Raw genomic sequence first — 21,740 nt, 5'->3', positions numbered from 1 at the left:
CGATCGGCGCGATGCGCGCTTCCACGGGCGCGGGCAGCACGCCGCCCGGCGCGGCGTTGCAGCACGACACCACGAAGCGGCAGCGCACTTCGCCGCGCGCGGTCCTCACCACGGGCTGCGCGCCGCGCACGACCGAGGTGACGCGCGAATGCGCGTACAGTTGCGCGCCTTCCTTGCGCGCGGCATCGGCGAGACCGAGGCAGTATTTGAGCGGATGCAGATGCCCCGACAGCGGATCGTAGACGCCCGCGAGATAGCTTTGCGAATTCACGCGCGCGCGCGTGGCGTCGGTGTCGAGCCATTCGAGCTTGTCGTAGCCCCAGCGCTCGCTCGCGGCGTCCATCCATGAACGCAGGCCCGGCACGCGCTTCGGTTTGGTCGCGACCGTCACGTAGCCCGAGGTGAAATCGCAGTCGATGCCGTAGCGCGCGATGCGCTCCTTCACGAGTTCCACGCCCTGAATCGAGAGCGCCCACGCCGCGCGCATGCCTTGCGGCCCGAGCTGCTGTTCGAGCACTTCGTCCTTCGCGAAGCCGACGAGCGTCTGTCCGCCGTTGCGGCCCGACGCGCCCCAGCCCGGACGATGCGCGTCGAGCACCACGACGGAGAGCCCGCGCGCGCGGCATTCGAGTGCGACCGAGAGGCCCGCGAAGCCCGCGCCGATCACGCAGACGTCGGCGTCGAGCGCGCCGTCGAGCACCGGGTCGTCGGCGGCGGGGCGCGTGACGGAGGCTTCGTAGTACGAGTGGCGGGCGAGCACGTCCGCCTGGGCGTCGAGGTCGAGTTTCATCGGTTCAGATCCATCAAAGCAGGTCCTTCATTCGATACCAGGCCATCGCGAGCACGAGGGCCGGGGTCCGCAGGGTAGCGCCGCCAGGAAAGTCGCGGTGACGGATCTTGCCGAACAGGTCGAAGCGCGCGGCCTGGCCGTGTATCGCCTCGGCGATCAACTGACCCGCGAGACCCGTGGTGTTCACGCCGTGCCCGGAAAACCCCTGCGCGAAATATACCGTGGGCGAGACGCGGCCAAAATGCGGCGCGCGATTCATGGTGATATCGACGTAGCCGCCCCACGCGTAATCGACCTTCACGTCGGCGAGTTGCGGAAAGGTCTTGAGCATGTCGCGGCGCATCGCTTCGCCGAGATTCGGCGGCGCGAAGGTCGAATAGCTCACTTTGCCGCCCCACAGCAGCCGCGTGTCGGGCGCGGGGCGGAAGTAGTCGAGCACGAAGCGGCTGTCGCACACGGCGGCCTGCGCGGGCATCAGCGCATTCATGCGCGTCTCGCCGAGCGGTTCGGTGGCGATCACATAGGTGCCGACCGGCATGATCTTGCGCGCGAGCGCCGGCGCGAGCTCGCCCAGATACGTATTGCACGCGAGCACGACGAACTTCGCGCGCACCTTGCCCTGTTCCGTTTCGATCACGTGCGCGCCCGCTTCGTCGCGAATGCGCGTGACCGCGCTGTCTTCGAAGATCTGCACGCCCGCTTCGCGCGCCGCGCGCGCGAGGCCGAGCGTGTAGTTGAGCGGATGCAGATGGCCGCTGTCCGGATCGTAAAGGCCGCCCGGATAGCGGCCCGATTGCACGAAACGGCCCACGCCGTCGGCGTCGACGTAACGGAAGCGGTCGTAGCCGAAGCGTCGCGCGGCGTCGTCGCGCCAGCGCTTGAGTTCGTCGACGTCGCGCGCCTTGTTCGCGGCGGTGAAATAGCCTTCCGTGAGCGCGCAGTCGATGTTGTGCTTCGCCACGCGCGACTTCACGATGTCGAGCGTTTCGAGGCCCATGTCCCACATCTGCCTGACTTCGCCTTCGTTCATGAACTGCGCGAACGTGTCGATGCCGCAGGCGAAGCCGCCGATCAACTGGCCGCCGTTGCGTCCGCTCGCGGCCCATCCGACTTTCGACGCTTCGAGCAGCGCGACGCGATAGCCGCGTTCCGCGAGATTGAGCGCGGTGGAGACGCCCGTGAGGCCCGCGCCGATCACGCAGACATCGGCGTCGAGCGTGCCTTGCAAAGACGGATGGCGGGTGGCGTCGTTGGCGGTGGCCGCGTACCACGACGGCGCATGAGGTTGATTGGCGAATTTGAGCATAGGAAATGCGTGCGAAAAAAACGGCGGGCGCAGGCGCGAGGCCTGCCGCCCGCCGCATACGCGTCAGAACGCGTAGATGAACTGCGCGCCCAGCAAGTCGTTGCTCTTGCTGTACGAGCCGTCGTTGCGCAGGAACACCTTCTGCGAGGCCCAGTCGTGGCGATATTCGACCTTCACGGTGATCTGCTGCGTCGGGTAGAACAGCAGGTCGAGCGCGACGTCCTGGCGTACCGCGCCCTTGCACTCGAAGCCGTAACCGCCGCCCGCCTGCGAATTCGCGAGGCAGTCCGCGCCGATGCCGAAGCCGTTGTACGGATCCATGCCGTTGCCGTTGAGCGCCACGCCGCCGCCGCCGCCGCCGTTCTTGCTGTCGGCGAGCAGGTCGTAACGCGCGGTCACGCCCATGCGGCCCACGACCGGTGCGTTGAACTTGCGGTGCGCGAGCAGCGAGAGACCGTACCACTGCGCGTTGCCGCCGTTGAACGCGGCGCGCTGCTGCTGGCCGTAATCGACTTCGGCGTTGTACTGGATGTCCGCGAGCGTGTAGGTCGCATCGACTTCGCCGAAGAAGAAGTAGCCGCCCGAACTCGTGGCCTGGCCGCCCGGACCGTAGACCACCTGACCGTCCGAATTGGTCGCGCTCGACAGCGTCTGGCGGCCGATGTTGAACGAACCGCCGATATCGAGCGCGCTCGACATCGTGTAGTCCGCGCGCGCCGTGAAGGTCGGGATCTTGTTGCTGGTCGTGATCGGGTCGCCCAGCGCGTTCGTGCCGGTCTGCGTGACCGCGCCGTAGGTGCGGTACTGCTCGTTGCCCAGCATGAACTTGAAGGCCCACTGGCTGCCGTCCGGCGTGTAGTTCCAGCCCACGCCCACGTAGCTGCCCGGATCCGAGAAGTCGTACAGCAGGTTGTGCGTGAGGGTCAGCATCTGATTCGATTGCTGCACCTCGTAGCCGCCGAAGCTCGGCATCAGACCGGCGACGAAGGTCTGCGTGGCCGTGATCGGCACCGTGACGACCGCCGTGTTCAGGATGTTGTTGCCGATGTCGCCGTGTTCGTTCGCGAGCAGCGTGATGCCGTTGCCGCGGTTCGGCATGAGCGTGATTTCGGCGGACGGCGCCATCGGGCCGACACCGAAGGTCTTCTTGATGTCGAGGTAGAGATCGCCGAACGTGCTGTTGAAGTAGTTGTACGAGTTCTCGTGATTCGCGAACAGGAACGACGAGGTGCCCGGCGCGCGGTTGTAAATGTACGATGGGTCGATATAGCCGGTGATCGAGAGGCCCGCGATCGGTCCGGTATTGGCCGCGTCGCTGAGCGAATCGACCTTCAGCTGCTGGCTCGCGATCTGCTGCTTCATCGAATCGACGTCGTCGTTGGTCAGGCGAGCGGGCGCCTTGCCGTAGTCGGGCGAGCTGATATCGACGGGCGCCGCTTCCGCGGTGCTTGCCGTGGCGACCGCCGCGCCGCCCGCGGAAGCCGTGGCCGTCTTCGACGACGCCTTCGCCGTGCTCTTCGAACTGGCGATTTCGCTCTTGAGCGATTTCACCTCTTTTTGCAGGGCATTCAACTGTGCCTGGAGGGCCTTGATCTGATCGCTGGTCGAGTCCGCGAAAGCGAGCCCCGGCAGTGCCCCGGCCACCAGCAGACAGATTAACTTCTTCTTCATCGACAATTCTCCTTATTGGGTCGTTATTGCAAACACTTCGAGGCGTTCTTGCTTTTCTTGCGGCGGGCCGTTGCACGCGGCGCGCGCGAGGCGCGCCGTCTTGTTGTCAAACTCTCAGGCTCTGCACGAGGTTCACGTCGTACTTCAAAAAATCGCTTCAGGCCGCGCGCCGTCCGATCGGTGCGCCGACCGCGCCGGCCGGTGAAGCGACGCTGGCGGTTTCGGCGGGATCGGGCTGCGTGAAGGCCATCTGCATGTCGCGCAGACGCTTCTTCTCGCGTGCGCTCATCAACTGATTCACCGCGATCACGCCGATCGTCACGGCCGTGATGAAGAGCGTGGCGAGCGCGTTCATTTCCGGATTCAGGCCGAGACGCACGCGCGAGAACACGACGAGCGGCAGCGTGGTCGAGCCGGGACCGGAGAGGAACGCGGAGAGCACGAGGTCGTCGATCGAGAGCGTGAACGAGAGCAGCCAGCCGGAGAGCAGCGCCTGCGAGATCAACGGCAGCGTGATGACGAAGAACACCTTCAGCGGCGTGGCGCCGAGATCGAGCGCGGCCTCTTCGAGCGACTTGTTCATCTCCTTCACGCGCGACTGCACGATGATCGCGACGTACGACACGCAGAGCATCACGTGGCCGATCCAGATCGTGAGGATGCCGCGCCCGGCGGGCCAGCCGATCATCTGCTGGAGCGCCACGAACAGCAGCAGCAGCGAGATGCCCTGGATCACTTCGGGAATCACGAGCGGCGCGTTGATCATGCCGGTGTAGAGCGTGAAGCCGCGGAAGCGGCCCATGCGCGCGAGCACGAAGCCCGCCCACGTGCCGATCACCACCGAGGCGAACGCCGTCATCAGACCGATCTTCAGCGAGAGCCAGGCGGCGCTCAGCAACTCGTCGTCCTGCAGCAGCGCCGCGTACCACTTGAGCGAGAAGCCGGACCACACCGTCACGAGCTTCGACTCGTTGAACGAGTACACGACGAGGCTGATGATCGGGATATAGAGGAACAGAAAGCCGAAAGTGAGAACGCTGGTCGAGAGCGTGCGATTGGGCTTGATCATTTGCCTTCCTCCAGTTCCTTGACCTGGTAGTACTGGAACACGGCCATCGGCACGAGCAGCAGCAGCACCATCGCGACCGTGACAGCGGACGCCATCGGCCAGTCCATGTTGTTGAAGAACTCGTCCCACATGACGCGGCCGATCATTAGCGTGTCGGCGCCGCCGAGCAGTTCGGGAATCACGTATTCGCCGACCGCCGGAATGAAGACGAGCAGGCTGCCCGCGATGATCCCGTTCTTCGAGAGCGGCAGCGTGATCCGCGTGAACGCGACCCACGGCTTCGCGCCGAGGTCGTACGCGGCTTCGAGCAGCGTGAGGTCCATCTTCACGAGGTGCGCGTAGAGCGGCATCACCATGAACGGCAGATACGAATAGACCATGCCGATATAGACGCCCGCGTCGCTGTGATAGAGCCGCAGCGGCGAGTGAATCAGGCCGATGGCGATCAGCGCGTGATTGAGCAGGCCGTCGTCCTTGAGAATGCCGATCCACGCGTAGACGCGAATCAGGAACGACGTCCAGAACGGCAGCATCACGGCCATCATCAGCACGTTGCGCGTGGCCGGATTCGAGCGCGCGATGTAGTAGGCGATCGGATAGCCGATCAACAGGCAGAAGATCGTCGAGACCGCCGCCATCTTCAGCGAGCTGATGTAGGTGGCGATGTACAGGCTGTCCTGCAGCAGGAACGCGTAGTGCGAAAGCTGCAAGGCCAGATGCACCATGCCGTCTTTCATCTCGACCAGATTCGAGTAGGGCGGAATGCCCATGACCTGGTCGGCGAAGCTGATCTTGAGCACCAGCACGAAAGGCAGCGCGAAGAACAGCGCGAGCCACAGGAACGGCACGCCGATCACCGTGGTGCGGCCCGAAGGCACGAAGCGCGAGAACACGCGCGCGAGCACGCCGCGCGACGCGCTGCTGCGCGACGGCACGGAGGGCGAGGAGGGCAGGGACGTACTCATGTCGGCATCTCCGTTATTGCGTGAGCACGACGCCGCTGGCGGGCGACCACGACACATACACGTCGTCGTTCCAGGCCGGTGCGCCTTCGTTCATCAGATGCGAGCTGGACAGGTTCGACACCACCACCTTGCCGCCCGGCAGGCGCACGTGATAGAGCGAATAGCTGCCCATGTAGGCCACGTCCGTCACGACGCCGCGCGCCCAGTTCGTCTGCGTGCCCGGCTTGTCGCGCGTCACGCGCACGCGCTCGGGGCGCACCGAAATGCCGACCGGCATGCCGAGCGGGCCGGTCACGCCGTGGCTCACGTACATGCGCGTTTCGAGGTCTTCGCTCTCGACGTAGATGTGATCGGGTTCGTCCTCGACCACCTTGCCTTCGAACAGATTGGTCGAGCCGATGAACTCGGCCGAGAAGCGGCTGTTGGGGAATTCGTAGACTTCGTTGGGCGAGCCGATCTGCACGATGCGGCCTTCGCTCATGACCGCGAGACGATTGGCCATCGTCATCGCTTCTTCCTGATCGTGCGTGACCATCACGCAGGTGACATCGACCTTCTCGATGATGTTCACGAGTTCGAGCTGGGTCTTCTGGCGGATCTTCTTATCGAGCGCCGACATCGGTTCGTCGAGCAGCAGCAGCTTGGGGCGCTTGACGAGCGAACGCGCGAGCGCGACGCGCTGCTGCTGGCCGCCCGAGAGCTGATGCGGCTTGCGCTTCGCGTAGCGGCTCATCTGCACGAGATTGAGCGCATCGGCCACGCGATCCCGGATTTCGTTCTTCGGCACGCCTTCCTGCTTGAGGCCGAACGCGACGTTCGATTCCACGCTCATATGCGGAAAGAGCGCATACGACTGGAACATCATGTTGACCGGACGGCGATAGGGCGGCAGCGCCGCGAGGTCCTCGCCATCGACGAAGATCTTGCCCGAGGTGGCCGTTTCCAGCCCGGCGAGCATGCGCAACAGCGTGGACTTGCCGCAGCCCGAACTGCCGAGCAGCGCGAACAGTTCGTTCTTCGCGATGTTCAGGCTGACGTTGTTCACGGCGACGCTGTCGCCGAACTTCTTGACGACGTTTTCGATACGCACGAAAGCGTCGCGGGAGGTGGCCTGCGCGCCCGGTTGCGCGGCTTCGGAGGCGTGGACTTGGGACGTCGAATTCATGATGTAACGGTTTCCTTTCTGATCGCGGCACTGCGCGTCGTCGCGCGGTTTGCCTGTTTGCCTGTTGTCTCGCGGCGGTTTTGCAAATCGCGGGCGCGAGTCGCCCCGCACGGGGCGCACAAGGCGACTCGCGGACGTCAGTACTGCGAACGGAGCTCGGTGGAGGCTGGCGCGTTGCCGGGGAAAGGGGGCGGCGCGCACAGCCGGACTTCAGACAGCGGACTTTCTTGGTGGCGGCGAGGGGTCGAGCGATCCCTCTTCCGCGCGGTGTCTCCTTCCTTCTCCTGTTATGCGCCTGGTGGCCTGGTTAGTGGCCCGTCTTCAACTGCGACCACAGGCGGTTTTCGAGGCGCAGGATTTCGGCCGGCATCGGCTTCATCAGCGTCATCTTCTTGAGGACTTCGTCGCCCGGATACACGGTCGGGTCCTGCGCCACCGAAGGCGTCACGAACTGGCGCGCGGCCTTGTTGGCGGTCGGATAGAACACTTCGTTGGTGATCGCCGCGTTGACCTTCGGATCCTGGATGTAGTTGATCCACTTGAGCGCGGCTTCGGGGTGCGGTGCATCCTTCGGGATCACCATCACGTCGAACCACAGCAGGCCGCCTTCCTTCGGGTTGCCGAACTTGATGTGATACGAGCGCTTGGCTTCCTCGGCGCGGCGATGCGCGATGCCGACGTCGCCCGACCAGGCGAAGGCCACGCAGATGTCGTTGTTCACGAGGTCGTTGATGTAGCCCGACGAATTGAACTGCGTGATGTACGGGCGGACTTTCTTCAGCACTTCGAAAGCGGCCTGATAGTCGGCCGGATTCGTGCTGTTCGGGTTCTTGCCCATGTATTGCAGCGTGGCGGCGAACACGTCGGCGGCCTGGTCGAGGAACGACACGCCGCAGCCCTTGAGCTTCGAGAGATTGGCCGGATCGAAAATCAGCGACCAGCTGTCGACGGGCGCGCTCGTGCCGAGCGCCTTCTCGATGGCTTCCTGGTTGTAGCCGATGCCGTCGGTGCCGTAGGCCCAGGGCACGCCGTACTGATTGCCCGGATCGGCGTCCGCGATCATGTGCATGAGCACCGGATCGAGGTTCGAGAGATTGGGGAGCTTCGACTTGTCGAGCTTCTGGTACACGCCGGCCTGAATCTGCTTGGCCATGTAGTTCGACGTGGGCACGACGATGTCGTAACCCGAGCTGCCCGCGAGCAGCTTGGCCTGCAAGGTGTCGTCGCTATCGTAGTTGTCGTACTTGACGTGAATGCCCGTCTGCTTTTCGAAGTTCGGGATCGTGTCTTTCGCGATGTAGTCGGACCAGTTGTAGACGTTCAGTGTGTCGTCCGCGGCGCGAGCCGGCTGGCTCGAAGTTGCCGTGAGACCCGCGCAGACGGCGAGCGCGGCCAGTGCGACGGCATGACGAAGATGTCTGACACTCATGTTGATTTCCCCAGGTGATGAAGGTTGGCGGGCGGCGCCCGCACCCCGTTGTGCGCCGCCGGCCCGGTGGTGACTGCGTTACGAAAATCCCAGTTGCTGCGCGGTGGCGTCGACGGCCTTCTTCGCCTTCGACACGATTTCGTCGATCTCGCCGCGCGTGATGACGAGCGGCGGCGAGAGCAGCATGCGGTCGCCGGTGGCGCGCATGATGAGGTTGCCGTTGAAGCAGAAGTCGCGGCAGATCGTGCCCACGTCGCCGCCGTTCGCGAAGCGCTTGCGCGTCTTCGGGTCTTCGGCGAGTTGCAGACCGGCCACCAGACCCGCGCCCGAAATGTCGCCGACGATCGGATGATTCGCGAAGGTCTCGCGCAACTGCTGCTGGAAGTACGGACCCGTATCGGTCTTCACGCGCTCGACGATCTTCTCGTCGCGCAGCAGCTTCAGGTTCGCGACGGCCACGGCGGCGGCCACCGGATGACCCGAGTACGTGAGGCCGTGATTGAAGTCGCCGTTCTCGATCAGCGCCTTGGCCACGCGGTCGTGAAGGCCCACCGCGCCCATCGGCACATAACCGCTCGTGAGGCCCTTGGCCATCGTGATGAGGTCAGGCTCGAAACCGAAGTGCTGATGCGCGAACCATTCGCCCGTGCGGCCGAAGCCGCCGATCACTTCGTCGGCGCACAGCAGAATGTCGTACTTGCGGCAGATGCGCTGGATTTCCGGCCAGTAGGTCGAGGCCGGGAAGATCACGCCGCCCGCGCCCTGGAACGGCTCGCCGATGAACGCGGCCACGTTCTCCGCGCCCACTTCGAGAATCTTCGCTTCGAGCTGCTGGGCGCGCGCGAGGCCGAATTCCTCGGGCGTCATGTTGCCCTCGGCTTCGCCGTAGAAATACGGTTGATCGATATGGACGATGTTCTCGACCTTCGAAGGCATCTGCTCGTGCATGTAGCCCATGCCGCCGAGCGTGCCGCCCGCGATGGTCGAACCGTGATACGCGTTGCGGCGCGAGATCACGATCTTCTTCGACGGCTTGCCCTGCGTGAGCCAGTACTGATGCACGATGCGCAGCACGGTGTCGTTGCCTTCCGAGCCGCTGTTGCAATAGAAGAAGTGGTTGAACGGCTCCGGCGAGACTTCGGCGAGCAGCGCCGAGAGTTCGATCACCGGCGGATGCGTGGTCTTGAAGAACGTGTTGTAGAACGGCAGTTGCTGCATCTGCTCGTAGGCGGCGTCGGCGAGTTCCTTGCGGCCATAGCCCACGTTCACGCACCACAGACCGGCCATGCCGTCGATGATCTGGTTGCCGTCCGAGTCCCACAGGTACACGCCCTTGGCCTTCACGATCACGCGGCTGCCCGACTTGTTGAGCGAGCCCATGTCCGAGAACGGATGGATGTGATGCGCGGCGTCCAGCGCGCGATATTCAGCGGTCGTGCGTGCGCCTTGCGCGGCCTGTGCGCGCAGCGTCGTCGGCGCTTCCTGAAGCGCGCTGGCGGGGGCGTCGATTCGATAGCTCATTGCAATGTCTCCTTTCTCGTTACACGTGCAGCAGCAGGTGCTTGCGTTCCCACGAACTGATCACGCGGAAATACGCTTCGTATTCGGTTTCCTTGAGCGCGAGATACGCGCGCACGAACTTCTCGCCGAGGATGCCCATCAGCGGCTCGCTCGCGCCCATCAGCGTGAGGCCTTCTTCCAGATTGCGCGGCAACTGGTAGGGCAGCGAGTAGCCGTCGCTCACGAGCGGCTCGGTGGGCTTGAGGTGCTGCGTCATGCCCAGATAGCCGGCTGCGAGCGTCGCGGCGATGGCGAGGTACGGATTCGTGTCCACGCCCGGAATGCGGTTCTCGACGCGGCGTGCGGCCGGCGACGAATACGGCACGCGGAAGCCCACGGTGCGGTTGTCGTAGCCCCACGCCACGTTGATCGGCGCGGCCATGAAGCGCGACAGGCGGCGATACGAATTGATGTACGGCGCGAAGATCGGCATCAGCGCCGGCGTGTACTTCTGCAGGCCCGCGATGTACGCATGGAACATGTCGGTGGGCTTGCCGTCCGCGCCGGTGAACAGGTTCTGGCCGCTTTCCGCCGAGACGAGGCTCTGGTGAATGTGCATGGCCGAACCCGGCTCGTTCTCCATCGGCTTCGCCATGAAGGTGGCGTACATATGGTGACGCAGCGCGGCTTCGCGCACGGTGCGCTTGAAGAGGAACACGCGGTCCGCGAGGCCCAGCGGCTCGCCGTGCATGAAGTTGATTTCCATCTGCGCCGCGCCGACTTCGTGAATCAGCGTATCGACTTCGAGATCCTGCACGTCGCAGTACTCGTAGATGTCTTCGAACAGCGGATCGAATTCGTTCACGGCTTCGATCGAATACGCCTGGCGGCCCGTTTCCGGACGGCCCGTGCGGCCGATCGGCGGCGTGAGGGGCATGTCCGGATCCTTGTTCATGTCGACGAGATAGAACTCCAGCTCCGGCGCGATGATGGGCTTCCAGCCCTTCGCGTCATAGAGTTCGAGCACGCGGCGCAGCACGCGGCGCGGCGAGATTTCGACGGGCGAACCGTCGAAATGCACGCAATCGTGAATGACCTGCGCGGTGGGATCGACGGCCCACGGAATGATGCGGATGGTCGAGGCGTCGGGCACGCAGACCATGTCGGGGTCGGTGACGCCGGTGAGCGTGCCGTCTTCCGGATAGTCGCCGGTCACGGTCTGGATCATCACGGCTTGCGGCAGGCGCATGGATTCGCCGGATTCGAACTTGCTGCGCGGAATGATCTTGCCGCGCGCGATACCCGCCATGTCGGGGATGATCGCTTCGATTTCGGTAATGTGATGTTTCTTCAGGAATTCGTCGATGTCGTGCATGTTCGTTCTCTCTGTTCTGTTCAGGGCCGGGCTCAGACGTGCGCGGCGTGGGCGCGTGCGGGCTGATGCGCGGCGCCGCCCGGTATTCGGGCCAGCATGCGTGCGCGGCAAGCCTCGCCAAAGGCGCGGAAGATGGCGGTGGACAAGGCGTTCTGCGCGTGCTGCCACTCGGGGTGCCATTGCACGCCGAGCGCGAAGGCGCGCGCGTTCGCCACACTGATCGCTTCGATGAGTCCGTCTGGGGCCGTTGCGTTCGCAACGAGTCCGTGGCCGAGCGTGTCGATACCTTGCCCGTGCAACGAATTCACGCTTGCCTCGTGCGCGCCGCCTGCGATCTTGCGCAGCAGCCCGCCTTCGACGAGCGCGATCGTGTGCGCCGGACCATATTGCGTATCGAGCGGATCGGCCTTGTTCTCGCGGTGGTCGTGCAGTCCGTCGACGGCATGCACTTCCTGATGCAGCGTGCCGCCGAACACCACGTTCATCTCCTGGAAGCCGCGGCAGATCGCCAGCACCGGCACGCCAGCCTCGATGGCGGCGCGCAGCAGCGGCAAGGTGGTGGCGTCGCGCGCCGGATCGTGCAGCGTGCCCGCGGCGCTCGCCGGGCCGCCGTAGCGATGCGGCTCGACGTTCGAGTAACTGCCGGTGAAGAGCAGTCCGTCCACGGCATCCAGAATGTCCGCCGCCGCCTGACGCTCGCCGAGCGCGGGCAGCACGAACGCGAGCGCCCCGGCGCCATCCACGGCAGCGGCGATGTACTTCTCGCCGGCCACGTGCGACGCGTGCGGTCCCATCATCGTGCGATCGGCGGTAACGCCAATCAAAGGTTTGGTTCGCATGACTAATGGTTCACTTCTTCTTCCTGATGCGCGTTTGCAAACGACATGCACAAGCGCAACAGGCGTGACATGACCTTGCAACCGCACGGCATGCACGGCTGCAAACGGGTTTGCGCAGAATTGAGCGACGCTAACGCATCGCGCTGCGCGTGGAGATCATGTAGGCGGTTCGTTTTCTGCCGTTATGCGGCGCGACGGTATTCAGACGTGCGCAAGCACACCGCGTATGGACGACAACAGTCCTCGCATGCACAACACGGCGATAAAAACGAACGACGCAGGAAGGAGAGGCGCTAGGGCAGCAGCGACGCGACCTCGTCCGTATGGACGGCGATAAAGGCGCGTGCGGAAACGGCGTTATGGCGCCGGACGGACCGGCGGGAAAGGATTGTGAAGACGGAGAGAAGCAGGCGAGAGGCAAGCCTGCCGCTACAGCCGTCGGCGATGGCGGCGCAGTCACTGCGAAGACACCTCGCATGACTTCGATCCCATCTCACCAGAGGGCCACGGACTCTCACAATTACACTCGACTGGGGTTTGTTGGTCAGTTGTCTGAATCACACCGCGCGGTATGCAAAATGCGCTTCGCGAACCAGAACATAGGTGCCGTTCGATGTAATGCGCATTGATCGCGTGTTGCGGTGCGATGTGATGCTGTGAATCATCGTTCGATCGACCTGTGTTTCAGCATATACGAGTCAAAAAGGCCGTCAATTATTTTTTTACGTTTTTTATGTCAGCACTTTCCCCAAGACGCCCGTAAACACAGTGGAGTGCGAAATATGCTGCACTGTCGTTATATTTCGAATTACTTACAGGGGTTTGTACTGACGCAAAAAAAAGCAAACTGATTAGAATATTCAACACGTTTATCGCGCCGCGCTGCTGTGTCTCATGCGCGTTCTCTGACCCAAACCGGTTTTCGACGTGACCGAGTCCGCATCCGTTTCCACCGAAGTCGCCACGCGCCTGCGTTATGTGCGCAAGCGCTATGGGTTGTCGCAGCGCGAACTCGCCAAACGCGCGGGTGTGACGAACGGCGCGATTTCGCTGATCGAGCAAAGTCGTGTCAGTCCCTCAGTCGGATCGCTCAAGAAGCTGCTCGAATGCATTCCGATGAGCCTCGCGGAGTTCTTCACCTTCGATCTGAACGAGGGCGCGAGCGTGGTGTCGCGTCGCGACGAGATGCCCAATCTCGGCAACGCGTCCATCGAACTCTATCTGGCGGGCGCGAACGTGAAGGACCGCAACATGGGCATTCTGCGCGAGGTGTATCAGCCGCTCGCGGATACCGGGCCTGAAATGCTGGTTCACGCGGGGCACGAGGGCGGCGTCGTGGTTAACGGCCAGATCGAACTGACCGTCGACGGCACGACGTGGCTGCTCGACCCCGGCGACAGTTACTACTTCGAAAGCCGCCTTCCGCACCGATTTCGCAATCCCAGCGCGACCGACGTCTGCGAAGTGGTGTCGGCGAATTCGCCGCCCACGTTCTGATCGCGCGAAACCGATGCGCCCGCTGCCGCAGCGTCATACGATGCGCGGCACGCCGGGCGAATCGTCATTTATTGAGGCATCCTGATGGAAAAGAAAACTCTCGCTTACTGGCAGGACAAGGCCGCGATGCTGTCGATCGAAGGCCGCGCATTTATCGACGGCGCGTATCGCGACGCGTACTCGGGACGCAGCTTCGACTGCGTGAGCCCGATCGACGGCCGCGTGCTCGCGAGCGTGGCCGACTGCGGCGCCGCCGACGTCGACGCAGCGGTAGCGGCCGCGCGCCGCGCCTTCGACGCGGGCGTGTGGGCCGGGCTCAATCCGCGCGCGCGCAAGGCCGTGCTGCAGCGCTGGGCGGCGCTGATGCGCGAGCACCAGGACGAACTCGCGCTGCTCGAAACGCTCGACGCGGGCAAGCCGATCGGCGACACCACCACGGTGGACGTGCCGGGCGCCGCGTATTGCGTGGAGTGGTTCGCCGAAGCCATCGACAAGGTGGGCGGCGAAGTCGTGCCCGCCGATCATCATCTCGTGGGCCTCGTCACGCGCGAGCCGATCGGCGTGGTTTCGGCCGTGGTGCCGTGGAATTTCCCGATCCTGATGGCGTCGTGGAAGTTCGGCCCGGCGCTCGCGGCGGGCAACAGCGTGGTGCTCAAGCCTTCCGAAAAGTCGCCGCTCACGGCCATTCGCGTGGCGCAGCTCGCGCACGAAGCGGGCATTCCGGCGGGCGTATTCAACGTGCTGCCCGGCGGCGGCGAACCGGGCAAGCTGCTCGGCCTGCATCGCGACGTGGACTGCATTGCGTTCACCGGTTCCACCAACGTCGGCAAGCAGATCATGCAGTACGCGGGCCAGTCGAATCTCAAGCGCGTGTGGCTCGAACTGGGCGGCAAGTCGCCGAACATCGTGCTGCCCGATTGCCCCGATCTCGACCGCGCGGCCAACGCGGCGGCGGGCGCGATCTTCTACAACATGGGCGAGATGTGTACGGCGGGTTCGCGTCTGCTCGTGCATCGCGACATCAAGGATGTGTTCCTCGCGAAGCTCGTGGAAGCGGCGAAGTCGTACAAGCCTGGCAATCCGCTCGACCCGGACGTGTCGATGGGCGCGATCGTCGACAAGATCCAGCTCGATCGCGTGCTGAGCTATATCGAAGCGGGCCGCAAGGACTCGAAGCTGCTCTACGGCGGCGAGCGCGTGAACGAAGCGAGCGGCGGCTTCTATGTGGAGCCGACCGTGTTCGACACGCATCACGACGCGCGTATCGCGCGCGAGGAGATCTTCGGGCCAGTGTTGTCGGTGATTACGTTCAGTACGATCGACGAAGCCGTGCGTATCGCCAACGACAGCGACTACGGCCTCGCGGCCGCTGTGTGGACCGCGAATCTCACGAACGCGCACGAGATCGCACGACGCCTGCGTGCAGGCACCGTGTGGGTCAACTGCTACGACGAAGGCGGCGACATGAACTTCCCGTTCGGCGGCTTCAAGGAGTCGGGCAACGGGCGCGACAAGTCGCTGCATGCGCTGGAGAAGTACACCGAGCTGAAGTCCACGCTCGTGCGACTGCGTTAAGCGTTTGCGTTAAGCGTCTGTGTCTAGCGTGAGCGCGGCGGCGCGCGCCGCCGCGTTCTCCATTCTCCGCTCCACGACAAGGGCATTGCATGACGGCCACGCTCCACGGCGACGGCGCCATCCGCCGCGACTCGCTGCACGGTTCATCGATCGAAAACACCTATGCGGGCGTGCTGTCGTTCATGCGCCGCACGTACACGCGCGATCTCGACGGCGTGGACGTGGCGATCAGCGGCGTGCCGCTCGATCTGGCCACGACGTTCCGCTCGGGCGCGCGGCTCGGTCCGGCGGCGGTGCGCGCGGCGAGCGTGCAACTGGCGGAGCTGCATCCGTATCCGTGGGGTTTCGATCCGTTCGAGACGCTGGCCGTGACCGATTACGGCGACTGCTGGTTCGACGCGCACAATCCGCTGACCATCAAGCCCGCCATCGTCGAGCATGCGCGCGCGATCCTGCGTTCGAACGCGAAGATGCTCACGTTCGGCGGCGATCACTTCATCACCTATCCGCTGCTGATCGCGCATGCGGAAAAGTACGGCAAGCCGCTTTCGCTGATTCACTTCGACGCGCATTGCGACACCTGGCCCGACGACGCGCCCGACAGTCTCAATCACGGCACGATGTTCTACAAGGCCGTGAAAGAAGGGCTGATCGATCCGCGGACCTCGGTGCAGGTGGGCATTCGCACGTGGAACGACGATTTTCTCGGCATCAACGTGCTCGACGCCGCGTGGGTGCACGAGCACGGTCCGCGCGCAGCGCGCGAACGCATTCTGGAGATCGTGGGCGAGCGGCCCGCGTATCTGACCTTCGATATCGATTGTCTCGATCCGGCGTTCGCGCCGGGCACGGGCACGCCGGTGGCGGGCGGGCTGTCGTCGGCGCAGGCGCTGGCGATCGTGCGCGGGCTGGAGGCGCTGAATCTCGTCGGCGCGGATGTGGTGGAGGTCGCGCCCGCCTACGATCAGAGCGAGATCACGGCGCTGGCCGCCGCGCATCTCGCGTGCGATCTGCTGTGCCTGTGGCGGCAGCGCAAGGTCGCGGGGCGTTGAGGGTTGTTAGGCGTGTCGGGAACGTCTAGCGCTCGACCAGTGCGCTCAGATTGCCCCGCACGCGCTGGAGCATGTTGCTGAACTGCTCGGCCTCTTCGGGTGTGAAGCCCGCCAGGGCTTCGTCCTGCACTTCGTCGCCCACGCGGCGCGCGGCGGACAGCACGCCTTCCGCTTTGGGCGTGAGGCTCGCGAGCAACTCGCGGCGATCGTCGGGATTGGGCGTGCGCACGACCCAGCCCGCTTCTTCCATGCGTTCCAGCAATCGGCCCGCCGAAATGGGCGCCACTTCCAGCTGCTCCGCCAGACTCGCCTGGTTCATCGCGCCATAGTGCGCGAGGTACGCGATCATGCGGCACTGCGCGCGCGTGAGATCGAGCGACGACTTCGCCAGCTCGTCGTAACGTTTGCCGTACAGCCGGCCCACATCGACGATCAAGAAGCCAAAGCGTTTTTCGAGGTCGGTAGTGTCGGTAGTCATGGCGCGATTATACGGGCGCGCCGTGGGCGGCCCTGCGCGCGGCGGCCGCCGCTTCTTCTTTCGCATCGACCCTCTTTATCCGCGTCGTCACTATTGTTCCCGATTGCGCCGGCGTTTCGGATTCGTATAATAAGCAGGCTTATTATTTCTGTTCGACCTGACCCGACCGCTTACTTACCGCTCACCCACGCACCCGAACGGCTCACGATGACCGCTGTTACGCAGGACGGCGCCGCCGCGTCGCGTCCGGCGCCGCCGCACGACGACGCGCCGCGCAAGGACGCGCCCCATACGGAAGCGCCATTGAATCGCGGCATGATCACGCTTTCGATCATGCTGGCGACGCTGATGCAGACGCTCGACAGCACGATCGCCAACGTCGCGCTGCCGCATATGCAGGGCACGCTCTCGGCCTCGCAGGACGAGATCACGTGGGTGCTCACGTCGTACATCGTGGCGGCGGCCATCGCCACGCCGCTCACGGGCTGGCTGGCCGACCGGTACGGCGTGAAGAAGCTGTTGGGCGTGGCCATCGCGGGCTTCACGCTGGCGTCGGCGCTGTGCGGGTTCTCGGAAACGCTCGGCGAAATCGTGCTTTCGCGCTTGTTGCAGGGCATTTTCGGCGCGTCGCTGGTGCCGCTCTCGCAGTCGATTCTTCTCGACATCAATCCGCGCGAGCGCCAGGGCCAGGCCATGGCCGTGTGGGGCATGGGCGTGATGGTCGGGCCGGTGCTCGGGCCCACGCTCGGCGGCTGGCTCACGGACAGCTACAACTGGCGTTGGGTGTTCTTCATCAACGTGCCGATCGGTGCGTTCGCGCTGTTCGGCGTCTCGACCTTCCTGCCCGCGCGCGAGCCGCTGCGCGAATCGCGCTTCGATCTGTTCGGCTTCGCCACGCTCGCGCTCGCCATCGGCGCATTGCAGGCGATGCTCGACCGCGGCGAGCAGCTCGACTGGTTCGGTTCGCTGGAGATCCGCATCGAGGCGCTGCTCGCGGTGCTGGCGTTCGCGTTCTTCATCGTGCATACGGCGTCGTCCGGGCCGACGACGTTCTTCCGCTACCAGTTGCTCAAGGACCGCAATTTCGCCACCGGCACGTTCTTCATCTTCGTGATCGGCGCGGTGCTCTACGCCACGCGCGCGCTGCTGCCGCCGATGCTGCAGAACCTGATGGGCTATCCGGTCGCCACTACCGGCCTCGTCACCGCGCCGAGCGGCGCGGGCACGATGATCGCCATGCTGATCGCGGGGCGCATGCTCAAGCACGTCGACGCGCGCGCGATGCTGTTGTTCGGCTTCGTGGTGTCGGCGTACGCGCTCTGGCAGATGATGCAGTACACCATCGTGCTGTCCGCCTCCGATATCGTCTGGCCCGGCGTGGTGCAGGGCTTCGGTCTCGGCTTCGTGTTCGTGCCGCTGTCGGCGCTGACCTTTTCCACGCTCACGCCGCAACTGCGTGCCGACGGCACGGCCACGTACAGCCTGATGCGCAACATCGGCAGCAGTATCGGCATCTCGATCGTGCAGACTTTCGTCACGCGCGGCACGCAGGTCGCGCATTCGGATCTCGCGGCCAACATCACGCCGTTCAACCCCGCGGTGCAGCCGATGCTCGAAGCCGGATCGCGCTACGATCTCGCGGTGCTGAACCAGTCGATCACGCAGCAGGCGACCATGATTGCGTATCTGAACGACTTCAAGATGATGTTCGTCGCCACGTTGCTGGTGATCCCGCTGCTGGTGTTCATCCGGCCTTCCTCGCACGCCGCGGGCGCGGCCGAGGCGAACCACGCGGCCATGGACTGAGATGGATTTGCCGATGGACTGAACCCGTCTCGCCGCTTCTTTTCCGTTTCACCCCGTCGTGCGCGCGGCCCGGTCCGCGCGCGATGCTTTTTGCCGCTCTTTTTGCCGCTCCTTTTAGCGAACTCCGATGCTCTCCGCTGTTTCCATCCTGCTGCCCGTTTTTGGCCTCATCTTCGCGGGCTTCGCCTGCCGCCGCTTCGGCGTGCTCGGTCCCGCCGCCGCCTCCGAACTGAACCGCTTCGTCGTCTGGCTCGCGCTGCCCGCGCTGCTGTTCGACATCCTCGCGCACGCCACGTGGCATGAACTCTTCCAGCCGGAGTTCGTGGCCGCGTTCGGCATCGCGGGCCTCGCGGTGTTCGCGGGTGTGGTCGCGGTGCGCCTGTTCCTCGGCCGCCCGCTCGCCGACGCGAGCATCGACGGCCTCGCCGCCGCCTATCCGAACACCGGTTACGTGGGCTTTCCGCTCTGCATGATCGCGTTCGGGCCGTCGAGCCTCACGCCCACCACCATCGCGACGATCCTCGTGGTGTGCGTGCTGTTCGCCATCGCCATCGTGCTGATCGAAACGGGGCTGCAAAGCGAACGCCGTCCGCACCGTCTGCTGATCAAGGTGGTGCGCTCGCTCATGCGCAATCCGCTGCTGGTCGCGCCGGTGCTGGGCGCGCTGATGTCCGGCCTGCACGTGACGATGCCCGCGAGCGCCGAAACCTTCCTCAAGCTGCTCGGCGGCGCGGCGAGCCCGTGCGCGCTGGTGAGCCTCGGTCTGTTCCTCGCCGAGCGCCGCGCGAAAAGCGATGCGCCGAAAGAGTCGTCGTGGTGGCTCACGCTCTCGAAGCTGGTGGCGCAGCCCGCGCTCACGTGGCTGCTCGCCGACCGCGTGTTCGGTCTCTCGCCGCAACTGGTGGAGACGGCCGTGCTGCTCGCCGCGCTGCCCACCGGCACCGGTCCGTTCATGCTCGCGGAGTATTACAAGCGGGAGGCGCACGTGACCGGGCGCACGATCCTGCATTCGACGCTCGGCTCGCTCGTCACGCTCACGCTGATCCTGCTGCATCTGCATCACGGCTGACGGCTGCGATCCGGCGCGATTCAGCATGCGAATGCGGCACGCGGTTTGCTAACTGTTAGCCGTCACCATCGATCAGGAGATTGACGATGAAGCGGCTTTCTCGCAGCGGCGCGGCGCTCGCGCTCCTCGTTCTCGTGGCGCTCGGCAGCAGCGCCTGCACGCTTGGCGGCGCGGCCGCGGGCGGCTATGTCGGCAACAAGGCGACGAACGGCAGTGCTGTCGGCACGGTCGGCGGTGCGGTCGCGGGCGGTGTGATCGGGCACGAACTCGGCAAGTAATCACGCAGCCTCGTGCACTGTGAACGCACGCTAGAACGCGCCGTGCGTTCGCCGTCGTTCGGGGCGTTCCGCGCTACGCCGTACAAAATTGAGATGAATTGATTTAAGGCAGGAAGTCGCGTTAAGCGCGCGATTCCTGACCTGAATCGACCTATTTTCGTACCTCGCCAGACTATTCTTCCTACCTGTTCGAAGCCGTAATCCGACGGTTTCGCACAGACGGCGAGGCGTTGCGCCGACGCGTCTCGCCAGGTTGTCATCGCAGCCCACAAGGCTGCATCGCACCTGTTCGGGAGAGCGCATGTCTGACGCGAGATCGACCGGCATCGTCCCGACAAAGGGCGGCGCCGCGAGCAGCAATGAGAGCAACGCGAGCAACGACGCGCCGAAAATCGGCGTCGTGGCCGCCACGCTCATGGTGGCCGGCAACATGATGGGCTCGGGCGTCTTCATGCTGCCCGCCAATCTCGCCGCCACGGGCGGCATTTCCATTTTCGGCTGGCTGATCACGGTGGTGGGCGCGGTGTCGCTCGGGCTCGTGTTCGCCAAGCTGGCCGCCATCGAGCCGCTCGCGGGCGGCCCCTATGCCTACGCGCGCAAATCGTTCGGCAACTACGTCGGCTACCAGACCAACCTGATCTACTGGCTCGCCAACGTGCTCGGCAACACCGGGCTCGCGGTCGCGGGCCTTGGCTATCTCACGCACTTCTTTCCTTCGCTGCGCGACCCGCTCACGTTCGCCGCCGCGCAGATCTTCGTGATCTGGCTGCTGACCTACGCGAACATTCTCGGCCCGCAGGTGGTCGCGCGCGTGCAGTCGGTCACGACGATCATCGCGCTCATTCCGATCGTCGGCATGGCGGTGTTCGGCTGGTTCTGGTTCAGCGGCGCGGTCTACATGTCGGGCTGGAACGTGAGCGGCGGCAACGCGTTCAGCGCGATCGGCTCGACGCTGAACTTCACGCTGTGGGCGTTCATCGGCGTGGAAAGCGCCTCGGTGTCCACGGCCGTCGTGGCGAATCCGCAGCGCAACGTGCCGATCGCGACCGTGGGCGGCGTGGTGATCGCGGCCGTGTGCTACGTGCTCAGCTCGACCGTCATCATGGGGATGATCCCGAACAAGGCGCTGATCGCCTCGAACGCGCCGTTCGCCGACGCCGCGCGCGTCGCGCTCGGCAGCACGGCGGCGAACGCGGTCGCGCTGTGCGCGGCGCTCGGCTGTCTCGGCTCGCTCGGCGGCTGGACGCTGCTGGTCGGCCAGACCGCGAAAGCCGCCGCCGACGACGGTCTGTTCGGCAACGTCTTCGCCCGCGTGAATGCGAAGAACGTGCCCTCGGTGGGGCTCGCCATCGTCGCGGCGATCATGACCGTGCAGGTGCTCGCGACCATGTCGCCGAACGCGAGCGAGCAGTTCGGCAAGATCGCGTCGATCGCCGTGATCATGACGCTGCTGCCGTACATCTATTCGTGCATCGCGATCAAGGTGCTCGGCTACGGGAAGATGTCGCCGCATCAGTTCTCGTTCTACACGGTCGTGGGGCTGATCGGCGCGGTCTACGCGCTCTGGGCGATGGTCGGCTCGGACGGCCAGCAGACGCGCTGGTCGCTGATCTTCGTGATCGCGACGGTGGTGTTCTACGAGCTGTCGGTGAATCGCCAGCGCGAGATCGCCGAGAAGCATCTGCATCCTGGCGGGCGCGCGCCCGGCTGGGTGCGTTACGTGTCGTTCGGCGTCGCCGTGGTGGCGCTCGTCGCGACCTTCTGGATTTCGGTGGGCCGCGATCATGGCCTCACGTTGCGGCCGCGCGTGCCGCTGCCGGGCGTCGCGAGCGCGCCGGTGGCGACAGTTGCGCCGGCCGCGTCGCCGACGCCGTCG

Annotated in this window: 19 protein-coding genes; 7 read left to right on the top strand and 12 right to left on the bottom strand. The window is 64.8% G+C overall.

The features are described from left to right. From G3N97_RS24115 to G3N97_RS39600, 11 genes are all read right to left on the bottom strand, one after another. On the bottom strand, nt 1–790 hold a 790-nt coding region (locus tag G3N97_RS24115), incomplete at its 3' end, for an FAD-dependent oxidoreductase (protein ID WP_205995456.1). Between the two features lie 13 nt (nt 791–803). After that, the gene (locus G3N97_RS24110; RefSeq protein WP_205995455.1) at nt 804–2,096 is read right to left on the bottom strand and encodes an FAD-binding oxidoreductase; all 1,293 of its coding nucleotides are present in this window, start codon (nt 2,094–2,096) and stop codon (nt 804–806) included. A gap of 63 nt (nt 2,097–2,159) precedes the next feature. Then, the gene (locus tag G3N97_RS24105) at nt 2,160–3,767 is read right to left on the bottom strand and encodes a DUF3138 family protein (protein ID WP_205995454.1); all 1,608 of its coding nucleotides are present in this window, start codon (nt 3,765–3,767) and stop codon (nt 2,160–2,162) included. Between the two features lie 157 nt (nt 3,768–3,924). Beyond that, nucleotides 3,925–4,836, bottom strand: coding sequence for an ABC transporter permease subunit (locus tag G3N97_RS24100; protein WP_205995453.1), 912 nt, complete (start codon nt 4,834–4,836; stop codon nt 3,925–3,927). Further along, nucleotides 4,833–5,801 carry an ABC transporter permease subunit gene (locus G3N97_RS24095; RefSeq protein WP_205995452.1) on the bottom strand — a complete coding sequence of 323 codons (969 nt, stop codon included), beginning with the start codon at nt 5,799–5,801 and terminating at the stop codon, nt 4,833–4,835. Before G3N97_RS24095 ends, G3N97_RS24100 begins: the two co-directional genes overlap by 4 nt. 13 nt (nt 5,802–5,814) lie before the next feature. Further along, nucleotides 5,815–6,966, bottom strand: a complete 1,152-nt coding sequence (gene potA / locus G3N97_RS24090; protein ID WP_205995451.1) for a polyamine ABC transporter ATP-binding protein — start codon at nt 6,964–6,966, stop codon at nt 5,815–5,817. Between the two features lie 307 nt (nt 6,967–7,273). Next, nucleotides 7,274–8,395 (bottom strand): polyamine ABC transporter substrate-binding protein, encoded by a 1,122-nt coding sequence (locus tag G3N97_RS24085; protein WP_205995450.1) that lies wholly within the window; start codon nt 8,393–8,395, stop codon nt 7,274–7,276. A 78-nt stretch (nt 8,396–8,473) separates the two neighbouring features. After that, on the bottom strand, nt 8,474–9,916 hold the full coding sequence (locus G3N97_RS24080; protein ID WP_205995449.1) for an aspartate aminotransferase family protein: 1,443 nt from the start codon (nt 9,914–9,916) through the stop codon (nt 8,474–8,476). 19 nt (nt 9,917–9,935) lie between these two features. Next, complete coding sequence (locus G3N97_RS24075) at nt 9,936–11,270, bottom strand: glutamine synthetase family protein (protein WP_065066065.1); 1,335 nt, start codon at nt 11,268–11,270, stop codon at nt 9,936–9,938. A gap of 32 nt (nt 11,271–11,302) precedes the next feature. After that, nucleotides 11,303–12,109: a gamma-glutamyl-gamma-aminobutyrate hydrolase family protein gene (locus G3N97_RS24070; protein ID WP_205995448.1), complete on the bottom strand. Its 807-nt coding sequence runs from the start codon at nt 12,107–12,109 to the stop codon at nt 11,303–11,305. Between the two features lie 293 nt (nt 12,110–12,402). Continuing rightward, entirely contained in the window at nt 12,403–12,627 is a 225-nt protein-coding gene (locus tag G3N97_RS39600) for a hypothetical protein (protein WP_231957831.1), read from the bottom strand. Between the two features lie 409 nt (nt 12,628–13,036). On the opposite strand from G3N97_RS39600, the gene G3N97_RS24065 reads away from it, so the two are divergent. The 3 genes from G3N97_RS24065 (at nt 13,037) to speB (ending at nt 16,233) form a co-directional block, all read left to right on the top strand. Next, nucleotides 13,037–13,606 (top strand): cupin domain-containing protein, encoded by a 570-nt coding sequence (locus G3N97_RS24065; RefSeq protein ID WP_205995447.1) that lies wholly within the window; start codon nt 13,037–13,039, stop codon nt 13,604–13,606. An 84-nt stretch (nt 13,607–13,690) separates the two neighbouring features. Further along, nucleotides 13,691–15,181 carry an aldehyde dehydrogenase gene (locus G3N97_RS24060; RefSeq protein ID WP_205995446.1) on the top strand — a complete coding sequence of 497 codons (1,491 nt, stop codon included), beginning with the start codon at nt 13,691–13,693 and terminating at the stop codon, nt 15,179–15,181. An 89-nt stretch (nt 15,182–15,270) separates the two neighbouring features. Next, nucleotides 15,271–16,233, top strand: a complete 963-nt coding sequence (gene speB, locus G3N97_RS24055) for an agmatinase (protein WP_205995445.1) — start codon at nt 15,271–15,273, stop codon at nt 16,231–16,233. Between the two features lie 25 nt (nt 16,234–16,258). On the opposite strand, the gene G3N97_RS24050 is transcribed toward speB, so the two are convergent. Beyond that, nucleotides 16,259–16,711 (bottom strand): MarR family transcriptional regulator, encoded by a 453-nt coding sequence (locus G3N97_RS24050; protein WP_074981386.1) that lies wholly within the window; start codon nt 16,709–16,711, stop codon nt 16,259–16,261. Between the two features lie 315 nt (nt 16,712–17,026). On the opposite strand from G3N97_RS24050, the gene G3N97_RS24045 reads away from it, so the two are divergent. From G3N97_RS24045 to adiC, 4 genes are all read left to right on the top strand, one after another. Beyond that, entirely contained in the window at nt 17,027–18,517 is a 1,491-nt protein-coding gene (locus G3N97_RS24045) for a DHA2 family efflux MFS transporter permease subunit (protein WP_065057715.1), read from the top strand. A 127-nt stretch (nt 18,518–18,644) separates the two neighbouring features. Further along, nucleotides 18,645–19,586, top strand: coding sequence for an AEC family transporter (locus G3N97_RS24040; RefSeq protein WP_205995444.1), 942 nt, complete (start codon nt 18,645–18,647; stop codon nt 19,584–19,586). 86 nt (nt 19,587–19,672) lie between these two features. Next, nucleotides 19,673–19,864, top strand: coding sequence for a glycine zipper 2TM domain-containing protein (locus G3N97_RS24035; RefSeq protein WP_205995443.1), 192 nt, complete (start codon nt 19,673–19,675; stop codon nt 19,862–19,864). A gap of 301 nt (nt 19,865–20,165) precedes the next feature. Then, the coding region (adiC, locus tag G3N97_RS24030) for an arginine/agmatine antiporter (RefSeq protein ID WP_205995442.1) at nt 20,166–21,740 on the top strand (1,575 nt) is incomplete at its 3' end.

The organism is Paraburkholderia sp. Ac-20347 (genome assembly GCF_017104805.1).
In the GTDB taxonomy this organism is placed as follows: Bacteria; Pseudomonadota; Gammaproteobacteria; order Burkholderiales; family Burkholderiaceae; genus Paraburkholderia; species Paraburkholderia tropica.
The sequence above is the reverse complement of the archived record's forward strand: the minus strand, read 5'-3'. Positions and strand labels throughout refer to the sequence as shown.